The organism is Enterobacter sp. KBR-315C3_2022 (assembly GCF_041399425.1).
Taxonomy (GTDB): Bacteria; Pseudomonadota; Gammaproteobacteria; order Enterobacterales; family Enterobacteriaceae; genus Enterobacter.
Window position 1 is genome coordinate 400986 of record NZ_JBGKEB010000001.1, and the last position, 15151, is coordinate 416136.

The 15151-nt window shown below is 55.9% G+C and carries 15 protein-coding genes; 11 read left to right on the forward strand and 4 right to left on the reverse strand.

Annotated features, from left to right (window positions below; genetic code table 11):
• The first annotated feature begins 64 nt into the window (after positions 1-64).
• Positions 65-940, forward strand: coding sequence for a 23S rRNA pseudouridine(2605) synthase RluB (gene rluB, locus AB8804_RS02040; RefSeq protein ID WP_112011671.1), 876 nt, complete (start codon positions 65-67; stop codon positions 938-940).
• A 36-nt stretch (positions 941-976) separates the two neighbouring features.
• Here rluB and cobO read toward each other — a convergent pair whose 3' ends face one another.
• The gene (gene cobO / locus AB8804_RS02045) at positions 977-1567 is read right to left on the reverse strand and encodes a cob(I)yrinic acid a,c-diamide adenosyltransferase (protein WP_371182491.1); all 591 of its coding nucleotides are present in this window, start codon (positions 1565-1567) and stop codon (positions 977-979) included.
• On the reverse strand, positions 1564-2325 hold the full coding sequence (locus AB8804_RS02050; RefSeq protein ID WP_371182493.1) for a YciK family oxidoreductase: 762 nt from the start codon (positions 2323-2325) through the stop codon (positions 1564-1566). The genes cobO and AB8804_RS02050 overlap by 4 nt, the downstream gene beginning before the upstream one ends.
• 263 nt (positions 2326-2588) lie before the next feature.
• Here AB8804_RS02050 and sohB point away from each other — a divergent pair, with 263 nt between their 5' ends.
• Positions 2589-3635, forward strand: coding sequence for a protease SohB (gene sohB / locus AB8804_RS02055; protein ID WP_371182495.1), 1047 nt, complete (start codon positions 2589-2591; stop codon positions 3633-3635).
• 34 nt (positions 3636-3669) lie between these two features.
• Here the strand turns inward: sohB and AB8804_RS02060 are convergent, their stop codons facing one another.
• Positions 3670-3921, reverse strand: a complete 252-nt coding sequence (locus AB8804_RS02060) for a YciN family protein (protein WP_371182497.1) — start codon at positions 3919-3921, stop codon at positions 3670-3672.
• A 398-nt stretch (positions 3922-4319) separates the two neighbouring features.
• Between AB8804_RS02060 and topA the strand changes: the two genes are divergently transcribed.
• The 6 genes from topA (at position 4320) to acnA (ending at position 11808) form a co-directional block, all read left to right on the forward strand.
• On the forward strand, positions 4320-6917 hold the full coding sequence (gene topA / locus AB8804_RS02065) for a type I DNA topoisomerase (RefSeq protein WP_371182499.1): 2598 nt from the start codon (positions 4320-4322) through the stop codon (positions 6915-6917).
• 185 nt (positions 6918-7102) lie between these two features.
• Positions 7103-8077 carry an HTH-type transcriptional regulator CysB gene (cysB, locus tag AB8804_RS02070; RefSeq protein WP_010431770.1) on the forward strand — a complete coding sequence of 325 codons (975 nt, stop codon included), beginning with the start codon at positions 7103-7105 and terminating at the stop codon, positions 8075-8077.
• 336 nt (positions 8078-8413) lie between these two features.
• Complete coding sequence (locus AB8804_RS02075) at positions 8414-8554, forward strand: YmiA family putative membrane protein (RefSeq protein WP_371182807.1); 141 nt, start codon at positions 8414-8416, stop codon at positions 8552-8554.
• 2 nt (positions 8555-8556) lie between these two features.
• Entirely contained in the window at positions 8557-8727 is a 171-nt protein-coding gene (locus AB8804_RS02080) for a hypothetical protein (protein WP_371182501.1), read from the forward strand.
• Between the two features lie 140 nt (positions 8728-8867).
• The gene (gene ymiC / locus AB8804_RS02085; protein ID WP_371182503.1) at positions 8868-8969 is read left to right on the forward strand and encodes a small membrane protein YmiC; all 102 of its coding nucleotides are present in this window, start codon (positions 8868-8870) and stop codon (positions 8967-8969) included.
• Between the two features lie 163 nt (positions 8970-9132).
• On the forward strand, positions 9133-11808 hold the full coding sequence (acnA, locus tag AB8804_RS02090) for an aconitate hydratase AcnA (protein WP_371182506.1): 2676 nt from the start codon (positions 9133-9135) through the stop codon (positions 11806-11808).
• Positions 11809-11909: 101 nt separating this feature from the next.
• Here the strand turns inward: acnA and ribA are convergent, their stop codons facing one another.
• Entirely contained in the window at positions 11910-12500 is a 591-nt protein-coding gene (gene ribA, locus AB8804_RS02095; RefSeq protein WP_371182508.1) for a GTP cyclohydrolase II, read from the reverse strand.
• Between the two features lie 196 nt (positions 12501-12696).
• Here ribA and pgpB point away from each other — a divergent pair, with 196 nt between their 5' ends.
• The 3 genes from pgpB to lapB all read left to right on the forward strand — a co-directional run bounded on the left by pgpB (position 12697) and on the right by lapB (position 15097).
• On the forward strand, positions 12697-13464 hold the full coding sequence (gene pgpB / locus AB8804_RS02100) for a phosphatidylglycerophosphatase B (RefSeq protein ID WP_371182510.1): 768 nt from the start codon (positions 12697-12699) through the stop codon (positions 13462-13464).
• Positions 13465-13612: 148 nt separating this feature from the next.
• Positions 13613-13921 carry a LapA family protein gene (locus AB8804_RS02105; RefSeq protein ID WP_371182512.1) on the forward strand — a complete coding sequence of 103 codons (309 nt, stop codon included), beginning with the start codon at positions 13613-13615 and terminating at the stop codon, positions 13919-13921.
• Positions 13922-13927: 6 nt separating this feature from the next.
• Positions 13928-15097, forward strand: coding sequence for a lipopolysaccharide assembly protein LapB (gene lapB / locus AB8804_RS02110; protein WP_371182514.1), 1170 nt, complete (start codon positions 13928-13930; stop codon positions 15095-15097).
• Positions 15098-15151: the final 54 nt, after the last annotated feature.

Sequence of the window (15151 nt, forward strand, 5' to 3'; positions counted from 1 at the left end):
ATTGGGGCGAGGCCCCGTTTTGACCTGATTCGACGCCTGTGAAGGCGACACCTGAGGAAGCTCAATGAGCGAAAAATTACAGAAAGTGCTGGCGCGCGCCGGCCACGGTTCACGCCGTGAAATCGAAGCTATTATTGAAGCCGGTCGCGTGAGCGTGGACGGTAAAATCGCTACGCTGGGCGACCGCGTAGAAATTGTGCCGGGGCTCAAGATCCGTATCGACGGCCATCTTATCTCCGTGAAGGAGTCAGCCGAGCAGATTTGTCGCGTGCTGGCCTACTACAAGCCGGAAGGCGAGCTGTGTACCCGCAACGACCCGGAAGGGCGCCCGACGGTGTTTGACCGTCTGCCTAAGCTGCGCGGTGCGCGCTGGATTGCCGTTGGCCGTCTGGACGTGAACACCTGCGGCCTGCTGCTGTTCACCACCGACGGTGAACTGGCGAACCGTCTGATGCACCCTAGCCGTGAAGTTGAGCGTGAATATGCCGTGCGCGTGTTCGGCCAGGTTGATGAGAACAAGCTGCGCGATCTCTCGCGTGGCGTTCAGCTCGAAGACGGCCCTGCGGCGTTCAAAACCATCAAGTTTACCGGTGGTGAAGGCATTAACCAGTGGTATAACGTCACCCTGACCGAAGGGCGCAACCGCGAAGTGCGTCGCCTGTGGGAAGCGGTAGGCGTGCAGGTTAGCCGCCTGATTCGCGTTCGCTACGGCGATATTCTGCTGCCGAAAGGCCTTCCGCGCGGAGGCTATACCGAGCTGGATCTGACGCAGACGAACTACCTGCGCGAGCTGGTGGGGCTGACGCCGGAAACTACCTCCAAAGTGGCGGTGGAAAAAGATCGTCGCCGCATGAAGGCGAACCAGATCCGACGCGCGGTGAAGCGTCACAGCCAGGTCAGCGGCGGCCGCCGCTCTGGCAGCCGTAACAACAACGGTTAAGCATCAAGGCCCGGTTAACGCAACCGGGCCTTTTTCTTAGTAATCAATCCCGATCTGCGCTTTGACGCCCGCATCAAACGCGTGCTTAACCGGACGCAGCTCGCTGACCGTATCCGCCAGATCCAGAATGTCCCGATGACACCCTCGTCCCGTCACAATCACCGTCTGGTGAGCGGGGCGATTTTTCAGCGCCTCCAGCAACTCGGCCAGCGGCAGATAGTCATAGGCCACCATGTAGGTGATCTCGTCCAGCAGCACCATGTTTAGCGAAGGATCGGCGAGCATGCGTCTGGCGTGCTCCCATACGGCCAGACACGCGGCGGTGTCGGTGTCCCGGTTCTGCGTATCCCACGTAAATCCGGTTGCCATCACCTGAAACTCGACGCCGTGCGGTTCAAGCAGGTTACGCTCGCCGTTGGGCCATTCGCCTTTGATAAACTGGATCACGCCGACCTTCTGGCCGTGACCGACGGCCCGCGTGGCGGTGCCAAACGCGGCGGTGGTTTTCCCCTTGCCGTTGCCGGTGAATACGATAACGATCCCGCGCTCGTCCTGGGCTGCGGCTACTCGGGCATCAACCTGTTCTTTCAGGCGCTGCTGGCGCTGCTGGTGGCGTTCTTCACTCATTGAGAAATCCCCGGCTTGCGACCCGGCTGGGCATCAAAGGTCATGCCGGTTTTACGGCGGCTATCATTGCCCATCAGCCAGAGATACAGTGGCATAATGTCGGCCGGGGTCTTGAGCTTCTGCGGATCTTCGGTCGGGAAGGCGCTGGCGCGCATTTTGGTGCGGGTGCCGCCCGGGTTAATGCAGTTAACGCGCAGATGGCGGCTCTGATACTCCTCGGCGAGCACCTGCATCATGCCTTCGGTGGCAAATTTAGAGACGGCGTAGGCGCCCCAGTTGGCGCGTCCCTGGCGGCCTACGCTGGAAGAGGTGAAGACCAGCGATCCGGATTCAGACTTGAGTAATAAAGGAAGCAGCGCCTGGGTCAGAAAAAACGTGCCGTTGATGTTGACCTGCATCACCTGCTGCCAGATTTCAGGGTTTTGTTCGTCCATGGGGCGCACCTCGCCCAGCAGGCCAGCATTGTGCAGCACGCCGTCAAGACGCGGAAAATGAGCGCTAATGCGCTGAGCCAGCGCCTGACAGACTTCAGGCGTGCAGGTGAGTAAATCGAGCGTGTACCACGGGGTAACGCTGCCGCTGATGCGCTCAACGTCCTGCGCCACGCTTTTAAGCTTCTCTTCGTTGCGCCCTAAAAGAATGACGCTCGCGCCGTATTCGGCATAGGTCAGAGCGGCTTCGCGCCCGATCCCGTCGCTGGCACCCGTCACTAAGATGATGCGGTCATGCAGCAGATTTTTTTGCGGTTGATAATGCACGGTGGCTCCTCAGGCGCACGGGCCGTGAACTGCGCCTTCTTTATATATGACTTTATGACTTTTCGGGTTTATGCCCGAAACAGGCTAAGATTTCAATCAGTCTACAGGAGGGAACGCTGTGAAATTAACAATTTGCAAAGATTTAAACCAGAATGTAGTGATTCCTGAAGACGGCTCGCAAGGGTAATGTCTTGGGCAAGACGCCTGCACAGGGCTGTTGTACACTGGCATGAAAGAATCGTGGTTAAATCAAGGTGGAACGCGTGGAATTACTTTCTCAATATGGGTTGTTTTTGGCCAAGATCGTCACGGTGGTCGTGGCCATCGCGGTGATTGCGGTTCTGGTTGTTAACCTGGCGCAGCGCAAGCGTCAGCGCGGTGAGCTCCGCATCACTCGCCTGAGCGAGCAGTACGCTGATATGCAGGAAGAGATGTCGTTGTCGCTGCTTGATAGCCATCAGCAGAAGCTGTGGCTGAAAGCGCAGAAGAAAAAGCATAAGCAGGAGGCTAAGGCCGCGAAAGCCAAAGCGAAGCTGAACGTTCCGCAGGATGAGGCTAAGCCGCGCGTGTATGTTCTCGACTTCAAAGGCAGCATGGATGCCCACGAGGTCACCTCGTTACGCGAAGAGGTGACGGCGGTGATCGCGGTAGCGAAGCCGCAGGATCAGGTGGTTGTTCGTCTGGAAAGCCCCGGCGGCGTCGTCCACGGCTACGGTCTGGCCGCTTCCCAGCTGCAGCGCCTGCGCGAAAAACAGATCCTGCTCACGGTTGCTGTCGATAAAGTGGCGGCAAGCGGTGGCTATATGATGGCCTGCGTGGCGGATAAAATTGTCGCGGCTCCGTTTTCTATCATCGGCTCCATTGGCGTGGTGGCGCAGATCCCTAACTTCAACCGCTTCCTGAAGAACAAAGAGATCGATATCGAACTGCATACGGCGGGTCAGTACAAGCGCACCCTGACGCTGCTGGGCGAGAACACCGAAGAGGGGCGCCAAAAGTTCCGTGAAGACCTGAACGAAACGCATCATCTTTTCAAAGATTTTGTGCACCGCATGCGCCCGACCCTCGATATTGAGCAGGTCGCGACGGGTGAACACTGGTACGGCGTCCAGGCCCAGGAGAAGGGGCTGGTGGATGAGGTTGGCACCAGCGACGATCTGCTCCTGAACCTGATGGAGGGCAGAGAGCTGATCGGCGTACGCTTTGCCCAGCGCAAGCGCCTGCTCGATCGCTTTACCAGTAGCGCAGCGGAAAGCGCGGACCGCCTGCTGCTGCGCTGGCTGCAGCGAAGCCAAAAGCCGCTGCTGTAAACAAAAACGCGAGGCATTTGCCTCGCGTTTTGCATTAGTCGACCAGGTGATATTTCTCTGACAGCGTGTGCGCCAGGTATTTAAACATGTTAAATACGGCCGTGCTTTTCGGGGTTGGCAGCCCCTGCTCGTCAAGGAAATACTCGCCGCTGAAGACCAGCACGCCGTTGCGCTGTTCCACTCCGGTCGCCTCAATGCCCGCCAGGGTGTCTTCATGGTTGCGAATCAGCTTGTTCGCTTCGATAAGCAGAGTTGCTCGATCGATGGGTTGGGTTGTTTTCTGCATAATTTACTCCTTAAACAGACGCGTTAGTCTACGCCGACGGCCCCAAGGGGGCAAATTTTCCCTGTAAGTTGAGGGGGTAAGGCAACCGGCTGCGAGTGGCGGTATTTGCTTTTGCATGCTAATAAAGTTGCGTAACGAATTTTATCAGGTACAGTGTGCGCTTTCGTCATTCTGGCAACAGAATAGCTTGACATTCGACCGGAAATTCGTCACGAATTAGCACCGTAGTGAAAAAATTCCCGATAACTCAATGACCTGGATGTCTTGTGTCTGGTGTTCGTTAAGACAAAGGGGTTGATATCCCCTGACGAAGTCGCAATATCTATGGCTCGTCGTCAGCGGAAGGGAAATCAACGTGCGGCGTATTCCTGGAAGAATTAAATTAGGTAAAGGTGAATATGGGTAAAGCTCTCGTTATCGTTGAGTCCCCGGCAAAAGCCAAAACGATCAATAAGTATCTGGGCAATGACTACGTGGTTAAGTCCAGCGTTGGTCATATCCGCGATTTGCCGACCAGTGGCTCAGCCAGCAAAAAGAGCGCAGACTCTACCTCCACCAAAGGGGCTAAAAAGCCTAAAAAGGATGAACGTAGCGCGCTTGTCAACCGCATGGGGGTTAACCCATGGCATAACTGGGATGCACAGTACGAAGTGCTGCCAGGCAAAGAAAAAGTCGTTAACGAGCTGAAGCAGCTTGCAGAAAAAGCTGACCACATCTATCTCGCAACCGACCTTGACCGCGAAGGGGAGGCCATTGCATGGCACCTGCGGGAAGTGATCGGGGGTGACGACAAACGCTACAGTCGCGTAGTGTTTAACGAAATTACAAAGAATGCGATTCGTCAGGCGTTTGAAAAGCCGGGCGAACTGAACATTGACCGCGTAAACGCTCAGCAGGCGCGTCGCTTTATGGACCGCGTTGTGGGTTACATGGTCTCTCCACTGCTGTGGAAAAAAATTGCCCGCGGGCTGTCCGCCGGTCGCGTGCAGTCCGTTGCCGTGCGTCTGGTCGTTGAGCGCGAGCGTGAGATCAAGGCATTCGTCCCGGAAGAGTTCTGGGAAGTGGATGCGAACGTCACCACGCCGGGCGGTGATGCGCTGCCGCTGCAGGTGAGCCATCATCACGATAAACCTTTCCGTCCGGAGAACCGTGACCAGACCATGGCCGCGGTGGCGCTGCTCGAGAAAGCGCGCTATCAGGTTCTGGAACGTGAAGACAAGCCGACCAGCAGCAAGCCGGGCGCGCCGTTTATTACGTCCACCCTGCAGCAGGCCGCGAGCACACGTCTGGGCTACGGCGTGAAGAAAACCATGATGATGGCCCAGCGCTTATACGAAGCGGGCTATATCACCTATATGCGTACTGACTCCACCAACCTGAGTCAGGATGCCGTGAGCATGGTGCGTGATTACATCGGCGACAACTTCGGCAAAAAATATTTGCCGGAAGCGGCAAACCAGTACGCCAGCAAAGAAAACTCTCAGGAAGCGCACGAAGCCATTCGTCCTTCTGACGTTTCCGTGCTGGCTGAATCGCTGAAGGATATGGAAGCCGACGCGCAGAAGCTGTACCAGCTGATCTGGCGTCAGTTCGTGGCGTGCCAGATGACGCCGGCGAAATATGACTCCACCACGCTGACCGTGGGCGCAGGGGATTTCCGCCTGAAGGCGCGCGGACGCATTTTGCGCTTTGACGGCTGGACGAAGGTGATGCCTGCGCTGCGTAAAGGCGATGAAGACAGAACGCTGCCTGCGGTAAACAAGGGCGATGAACTCTCTCTGGTCGATCTGATTCCGGCTCAGCACTTTACCAAGCCGCCTGCGCGCTTCAGCGAAGCCTCACTGGTTAAAGAGCTGGAAAAACGCGGAATTGGCCGTCCGTCGACCTACGCGTCGATCATTTCGACCATTCAGGATCGCGGTTACGTCCGCGTGGAAAGCCGCCGCTTCTACGCAGAGAAAATGGGTGAGATCGTCACCGATCGTCTGGAAGCCAACTTCCGCGAGCTGATGAACTACGACTTCACCGCGCAGATGGAAGACAGCCTTGACCAGGTTGCCAACCACCAGGCGGAGTGGAAAAAAGTTCTCGACAGCTTCTTTAGCGACTTTACCAACCAGCTGGATAAAGCCGAGAAAGCGCCTGAAGAAGGCGGCATGTTGCCAAACGAGATGGTGCTTACCAGCATCGACTGCCCGACCTGCGGTCGCAAAATGGGGATCCGCACGGCGACAACGGGCGTCTTCCTGGGCTGCTCCGGCTACGCGCTGTCGCCGAAAGAGCGCTGCAAAACCACCATTAACCTGGTGCCTGAGAACGAAGTTCTCAACGTGCTGGAAGATGATGACGCGGAAACTAACGCGCTGCGCGCCAAGCGCCGCTGCCAGAAGTGCGGCACGGCGATGGACAGCTACCTGATCGATCCAAAACGCAAGCTGCACGTGTGTGGTAACAACCCGACGTGCGACGGTTATGAGATTGAAGAGGGTGAGTTCCGCATTAAGGGCTATGACGGCCCAATCGTTGAGTGTGAGAAATGTGGTTCCGAGATGCACCTGAAGATGGGGCGTTTCGGCAAGTACATGGCCTGCACCAACGACGAGTGCAAGAACACGCGTAAAATCCTGCGTAACGGTGAAGTTGCGCCGCCGAAGGAAGATCCGGTTCCGCTGCCCGAGCTGCCGTGCGAGAAATCCGACGCGTACTTTGTGCTGCGCGACGGTGCCGCGGGCGTCTTCCTGGCCGCCAACACCTTCCCGAAATCGCGCGAAACCCGTGCGCCTCTGGTTGAAGAGCTGTACCGCTTCCGCGATCGCCTGCCGGAAAAACTGCGCTATCTGGCGGATGCGCCTCAGCAGGATCCTGAAGGTAACAAGACCGTGGTGCGCTTCAGCCGTAAAACGAAGCAGCAGTACGTTGCTGCGGAGAAAGAGGGTAAAGCAACGGGTTGGTCAGCGTTCTTTGTTGACGGCAAATGGGTTGAAGGCAAAAAATAACCCGTAGTAACCGTGACTTACCTGTTAAAGGGCCGGACTTCCGGCCCTTTTTTATTGTGCTGTTATTATTTTTTGTTCCGTACTATACACTCAGGCTATAAATGATATAGTGGTTATAGTTAACCCTTTTCTTATTATTAAATCGTCTTAAGCGATTGACCCGTGCGCTAATCGGATGGTCCGGCATGAAACTACAGCAGCTTCGCTATATCGTTGAAGTGGTAAACCACAACCTGAATGTCTCATCAACCGCCGAGGGCCTTTATACCTCCCAGCCCGGCATCAGCAAGCAGGTCAGAATGCTGGAAGATGAGCTTGGTATTCAAATCTTTGCCCGCAGCGGCAAACACCTCACGCAGGTGACGCCAGCAGGGCAGGAGATCATTCGTATCGCCCGCGAGGTGCTCTCTAAAGTTGATGCGATCAAATCAGTTGCTGGCGAACATACCTGGCCAGACAAAGGCTCGCTGTATATTGCCACTACCCATACTCAGGCGCGCTACGCGCTGCCCGGCGTGATCAAAGGCTTTATTGAGCGTTACCCGCGCGTGTCGCTGCATATGCATCAGGGTTCGCCAACGCAAATCGCGGAAGCGGTTTCCAAGGGCAACGCGGACTTCGCCATCGCAACCGAAGCGCTGCACCTGTACGACGATCTGGTGATGCTGCCTTGCTATCACTGGAACCGCTCGATTGTTGTTACGCCGGATCATCCGCTGGCCGGGAAGGGCTCCGTGACAATTGAAGAGCTGGCGCAATATCCGCTGGTGACCTATACCTTCGGATTTACGGGCCGTTCAGAGCTCGACACCGCCTTTAATCGCGCGGGATTAACGCCGCGGATCGTCTTCACCGCGACGGATGCCGACGTCATCAAAACGTACGTGCGCCTGGGGCTTGGGGTAGGCGTCATTGCCAGCATGGCGGTAGATCCCGTCTCCGACCCGGATCTGGTGCGTCTTGACGCCCATGACGTTTTCAGCCACAGCACGACAAAAATAGGCTTCCGCCGCAGCACCTTCCTGCGCAGCTATATGTATGATTTTATTCAGCGATTTGCGCCACATTTAACCCGCGACGTGGTAGACACCGCAGTGGCATTGCGTTCTAACGAAGATATCGAAGAGATGTTCAAAGATATTAAGCTTCCCGCTAAATAATCACTCCCGGTATCTTTCCTGCCAGGAAAGATACCGAATATCCCCCCCAAAGCTAAATTAGAATTATCATCATCCGCGTGTTTACCAATATAATGACGTAATCCATTTTGACTGTGTGGTTAATGTGTCGTTGAATTGCGACAAAAGTAGAAACTATTTTACAGCTACGCAAATAATTCTTTTCAATTATTTATTTCTTGTCAAAAGAATGAATAATTCCCGCCCCTGGACGCGTAAATTCACTGGCTTTTCGACTAAAGTTTCTTTAGGATTTATCTCATCAGATGATTACTTGTACCAATTGTTGGTCTCGAAATGATAAGCGAAGTCGATTATATGAGGTTAGCAATGCCAACAGGAAGTGAAGAACCGCAAAGGGATCCTGCGCTGAAGCGTAAAGCCTGGCTGGCGGTCTTTCTCGTCTCCGCCCTGTTTTGGGCGGCGGTTGCTCTCCTGGCCTGGAAATTTTGGGGTTAACTATGGCTCTTACGGCACGTGTAGAAACGCTAAAGCAAATGTGTCAGCCTCGTGACGGTGGTCATAAGGTGGCAAAGGCGCCGGCAACCAGCGTGCCAGCGTCCTGGAAATTGACTCCGCAGCAGCAGGCCTTTATTGATCTGTTCGCTGAAGACGAACCCAAAAAACAATAATTTGCTTTTATCGCGCTATTACATTTAGCGCGTTGCAATAACACTATCGCTGTTCCCTTGTACTCTTTGATAAATACACATCAGCAATATAGACCTGAGGTTAGCCTCGGAAACGTTAATTAATAAAGCCTGGTGTTCAGATGGTGAATAACATGACAACGCTCAAATACTGGTCATGGCTCGGTGTTTTTTCCGTGTCGATTGCGTTCTGGTGCCAGCTCATCTGGCTGGCCTTCGTCTAAATCCTAAAACCTCGCTGCGGCGGGGTTTTTTGTTTTAAAGACGCCAGGACTCGTCGGAAATTTATCAATTTGGGTTGTTATCAAAACGTTACGACATCTTTGTGTTATCTTTAATTACGGCCCTGATGATTATCTGGGTATCTCTGTAATTAAGGAGGAGCTTATGTCGTTAACCCTACGCGAAGCCAGTAAGGACACGTTACAGGCAGAAAATAAAACCTGGCGCTACTACAGCTTGCCTCTGGCAGCCAGGACCCTTGGGGACATTTCGCGGTTACCCAAGTCGCTAAAAGTTTTGCTGGAAAACCTTTTACGCTGGCAGGACGAGGATTCCGTCACTGCTGAAGACATCCACGCGCTGGCGGGATGGCTCAAAAACGCCCATGCCGACAGGGAGATTGCCTATCGTCCGGCCAGGGTGCTCATGCAGGATTTCACCGGCGTTCCTGCCGTCGTGGACCTGGCCGCCATGCGCGAGGCCGTCAAGCGGCTGGGCGGCGACACGGCAAAAGTGAACCCGCTCTCTCCGGTCGATCTGGTCATTGACCACTCCGTCACCGTCGATCACTTCGGCGATGACGATGCCTTTGGCGAGAACGTTCGTCTGGAGATGGAGCGCAACCACGAGCGCTATGTATTCCTGAAGTGGGGGAAACAGGCGTTTAGCCGCTTCAGCGTGGTTCCACCCGGTACGGGGATTTGCCACCAGGTTAACCTTGAGTACCTGGGCAAAGCGGTCTGGAGCGAGCTTGAGGACAAGGAGTGGGTCGCTTATCCGGATACGCTGGTGGGGACCGATTCCCACACCACCATGATTAACGGCCTCGGCGTACTGGGCTGGGGCGTCGGCGGAATCGAAGCCGAGGCGGCAATGCTCGGCCAGCCCGTGTCGATGCTGATCCCGGACGTCGTGGGCTTTAAGCTGACCGGAAAGCTGTCGGAAGGCATTACGGCCACCGACCTGGTGCTGACCGTTACGCAACTGCTGCGCAAGCACGGCGTCGTCGGTAAATTTGTCGAATTTTATGGCGATGGCCTGGATTCACTTCCCCTGGCAGATCGCGCCACCATTGCCAACATGGCGCCAGAGTACGGCGCAACCTGCGGCTTTTTCCCCATTGACGGCGTGACGCTGGAATACATGCGCCTCAGCGGCCGCAGCGAGGAGCAGGTCGCGCTGGTCGAGGCCTACACTAAAGCGCAGGGAATGTGGCGCAACCCGGGCGACGAGCCGGTCTTTACCAGCACGCTTGAGCTGGATATGGGCACGGTTGAGGCCAGCCTCGCGGGACCGAAGCGCCCACAGGACCGCGTTGCGCTGCACAACGTGCCGCAGGCGTTTGCGGCCAGCAACGAGCTGGAAGTTAACGCAGCGCAAAAAGATCATCGCCCGATCGACTATGTCATGAACGGACATCAGTATCAGCTCCCTGACGGCGCGGTTGTTATCGCCGCCATCACCTCGTGTACCAATACCTCAAACCCGAGCGTGCTGATGGCTGCCGGCCTGCTGGCTAAAAAAGCGGTAGAGCTTGGGCTCAAAACCCAGCCGTGGGTGAAAGCCTCGCTGGCACCCGGTTCTAAGGTGGTGTCAGACTATCTGGCCCACGCGAAGCTCACGCCTTATCTCGATGAGCTCGGCTTTAACCTGGTGGGTTACGGCTGCACGACCTGCATCGGCAACTCCGGGCCGCTGCCGGACCCCATTGAGACCGCTATTAAACAAGGCGATCTCACCGTCGGGGCCGTACTCTCCGGTAACCGCAACTTTGAGGGGCGCATTCATCCGCTGGTGAAAACCAACTGGCTGGCCTCACCGCCGCTGGTCGTGGCGTACGCTCTCGCCGGAAATATGAACATCAACCTCGCGAGCGATCCCATCGGGCACGACCGTAAAAACGAGCCTGTGTATCTGAAGGACATCTGGCCGTCGTCGCAGGAAATCTCCCGCGCCGTTGAGCAGGTGTCGACGGAGATGTTCCGCAAAGAGTATGCGGAAGTCTTCGAAGGGACGCCGGAGTGGAAGGCGATCACTGTGGAGGGTACGGATACCTACGCCTGGCAGGATGATTCCACCTATATCCGCCTGTCGCCGTTCTTCGACGAGATGCAGGCGGAGCCTGAGCCGCTTGCGGATATCCACGGCGCGCGCATTCTGGCGATGCTCGGGGACTCGGTCACCACCGACCATATTTCTCCGGCAGGGAGCATTAAGGCCGACAGCCCCGCAGGCCGCTATCTGCAGGGGCGCGGCGTCGAGCGCCGGGATTTTAACTCCTACGGCTCGCGTCGCGGTAACCATGAGGTGATGATGCGCGGCACCTTTGCCAATATCCGCATCCGCAACGAAATGGTTCCGGGTGTGGAGGGAGGGATGACGCGTCATCTTCCGGGGTCGGACGTGGTGTCTATCTACGACGCCGCCGTTAAGTATCAGCAGGAAGGCACGCCGCTGGCGGTGATCGCCGGGAAAGAGTATGGCTCCGGTTCCAGCCGCGACTGGGCGGCGAAGGGGCCGCGCCTGCTGGGCGTGCGCGTGGTTATCGCGGAATCCTTCGAGCGCATCCACCGTTCAAACCTGATCGGCATGGGCATTCTTCCGCTGGAGTTTCCACAGGGCGTGACCCGCAAAACGCTGGGTCTCACCGGTGAAGAGCAAATCGACATCAGCGGGCTTCAGGCGCTTGAGCCGGGCAAAACGGTGCCGGTCAAGCTGACGCGCAAAGATGGGAAAACGGAGGTGCTGGAGTGCCGGTGTCGTATCGACACGGCCACAGAGCTGACGTACTACCAGAACGACGGTATTTTACACTACGTGATTCGCAGGATGCTGGTGTAGCGGCTTTTTTCGCCGGGTAGCGTTGCGCTTACCCGGCCTAAAACAGCGTGTGAAATCCATTGCAGGCCCGGGGAAGCAAAGCACCACCGGGCCTTTTAATTTCACTCTTTCAGCAGGTGGCCCATTTTGGCCGCTTTGGTGTCGAGATAGTGGGCATTTTTCGGATTGCGGCCAACGATCAGCGAGACGCGTTCAACGATGTTGATCCCCGCCTCGGTCAGGATTTCGACCTTCTTCGGGTTGTTCGTCAGCAGGCGAACTTCATCAACGCCCAGCAGCTTGAACATATCCGCGCAGAGGGTAAAGTCGCGTTCGTCGGCGGCAAAGCCGAGCTGATGGTTAGCTTCAACGGTATCGTAGCCCTGATCCTGCAGCGCGTAGGCGCGGATTTTATTCAGCAGACCGATATTACGGCCTTCCTGTCGGTGATAGAGCAGAATACCGCGGCCTTCCTCAGCAATATGGGAAAGCGCTGCTTCAAGCTGGAAACCACAGTCACAGCGCAGGCTGAACAGGGCGTCGCCCGTCAGGCACTCCGAATGAACGCGCGCCAGGACCGGCGTCTGTCCTGAAATGTCGCCAAAGACCAGGGCAACGTGATCCTGTCCGGTTGCCAGTTCTTCAAATCCCACCATCAGGAAATCGCCCCATGGGGTTGGCAGTTTGGCTTCTGCCACACGTTTAAGCTGCATGTGATTCTCCAGAGTATGCTGACACGTTTCGTGCCTTAAGCCTGTTTGGCTTTCTGTCTTTTTTCATTTTGCCACAAGCTCAGCGCGTTCGCCTAATGGCCGCCGAGCTATACGAACGTTAAACGCACGATCCGACATATCCAACGCTATCCAGAATTTCAGTTATGATTGTGGGGCTTAGCAAAAAGGAGAAAACATGCTTTCTATCGCCAGACGAACGGCAGCGGGTGCGGCCGTATTGCTGATTATGCCTGTTGCCGTGTGGATTTCAGGATGGACTTGGCAGCCGGGTCATAATGCCGCATGGCTCAAAACGCTCTACTGGATAACCGAGACGGTGACGCAACCGTGGGGCATCATCACTCACGTACTGCTCTGCGCCTGGTTTTTGTGGTGCCTGAGGTTCCGGCTTAAGGCGGCGCTGATGCTTTTCGCGATACTGGGCGGCGCCATTCTCGTCGGGCAGGGGGTTAAGTCCCTGGTGAAGGACAGGGTGCAGGAACCGCGTCCGTTCGTGGTGTGGCTGGAAAAAACGCACCATATTCCGGTAGATGAGTTCTACACTTTAAAGCGTAAAGATCGCGGGGCGCTGGTAAAAGAACAGCTTTCGGAACAGCAGGGTATCCCGACGTTTTTGCGTAAGCACTGGCAAAAAGAGACCGGTTTTGCCTTTCCTTCCGGGCACACCATGTTTGCTGCCAGCTGGGCGCTGCTGGGCGTGGGCCTGCTGTGGCCGCGTCGTCGAACGCTGACCATCGCCATTCTGCTGGTGTGGGCCACGGGAGTGATGGGGAGCCGACTGCTGTTAGGCATGCACTGGCCGCGGGATCTGGTGGTTGCGACGCTTATCTCCTGGCTACTGGTGACGCTGGCAACCTGGCTTGCTGAACGGGCCTGTGGACCACTGACGCCGCCGCCGCAAGAGAAGGAAGAAATCGCCGAAAGGGACCAAAGCGGCGCCTGAAGGTTGATATTGCGCATTTTGCCCATAAATCCATGACTGGCGCGTTACTTTTTCCGTTTCGCGCCCGTCACTAAAATGGTAGTTTATAAGGCTGACTGCGGTAAGTTGAACACGCTTTATTCGCTTTAACCACATAACGGGAAGTAATGTGAAATATTTACTCATTTTCTTACTGGTGTTGGCGATTTTTGTCATTTCAGTCACATTGGGCGCACAAAACGATCAGCAGGTCACGTTTAACTATCTGCTGGCGCAGGGCGAGTATCGCGTATCGAGCCTGCTGGCCGTTCTCTTTGCGGCGGGCTTCTTTATCGGCTGGCTGGTTTGCGGCCTGTTCTGGTTAAAAGTCCGTGTCTCTCTTGCTCGCGCTGAACGTAAAATTAAACGACTTGAACATCAAATTGCGCCCGCGACCGTCGTTCCGGAAAGCTCTGGTGTGCCGGTAGCCAAGGAATAATCGACTATGCTGGAGTTGTTGTTTCTGCTTTTGCCTGTAGCCGCAGCCTATGGCTGGTATATGGGCCGCAGAAGTGCGCAACAAACAAAACAGGATGAAGCCAACCGACTCTCCCGCGACTACGTTACGGGGGTGAACTTCCTCCTGAGCAATCAACAGGATAAAGCGGTAGACCTGTTCCTCGACATGCTTAAAGAGGATACCGGTACCGTTGAAGCCCACCTCACCCTCGGAAACCTGTTTCGCTCGCGTGGCGAGGTCGATCGCGCAATCCGCATCCACCAGACCCTGATGGAGAGCGCCTCGCTCACCTACGATCAGCGCCTGCTGGCGGTGCAGCAGCTTGGCCGCGACTACATGGCTGCCGGCCTTTACGACCGCGCCGAAGATATGTTCATGCAGCTGGTGGATGAAACGGATTTCCGCATCAGCGCGCTCCAGCAGCTATTGCAAATCTATCAGGCGACAAGCGACTGGCAGAAAGCCATCGATACGGCCGAGCGTCTGGTTAAGCTTGGTAAAGACAAGCAGCGCGTCGAGATAGCCCATTTTTACTGCGAGCTCGCGCTTCAGCAGATGGGAAACGAAGACATGGATAAGGCCATGACCCTGCTGAAAAAAGGGGCCGCGGCCGACCGCAATAGCGCGCGAATTTCCATCATGATGGGCCGCGTCTTCATGGCGAACGGCGATTACGCAAAGGCGGTGGAAAGCCTGCTGCGCGTTATCGAGCAGGATAAAGAGCTGGTCAGCGAAACGCTGGAGATGCTGCAAACCTGCTATCAGCAGTTAGATAAACAGGATGAGTGGGTTGCCTTCCTGCGTCGCTGCGTAGAAGAGAATACCGGGGCAACGGCTGAACTGATGCTCTCAGACGTCGTCGAGCAGCATGAAGGTAGCGACACGGCTCAAATCTACATTACCCGTCAGCTTCAGCGCCACCCGACGATGCGCGTGTTCCACAAGCTGATGGATTATCACCTGAACGACGCAGAAGAAGGGCGCGCGAAAGAGAGCCTAATGGTGCTGCGTGATATGGTCGGCGAGCAGGTGCGCAGCAAGCCGCGCTACCGCTGTCAGAAATGCGGTTTCACCGCCTACACGCTCTACTGGCACTGTCCTTCCTGTCGCGCCTGGTCCACCATCAAGCCGATCCGCGGGCTGGACGGGCAGTAAATTTTTTAAAACGCAGTATTTTAGTTACAACATACTCTACTGATTCACCAGACC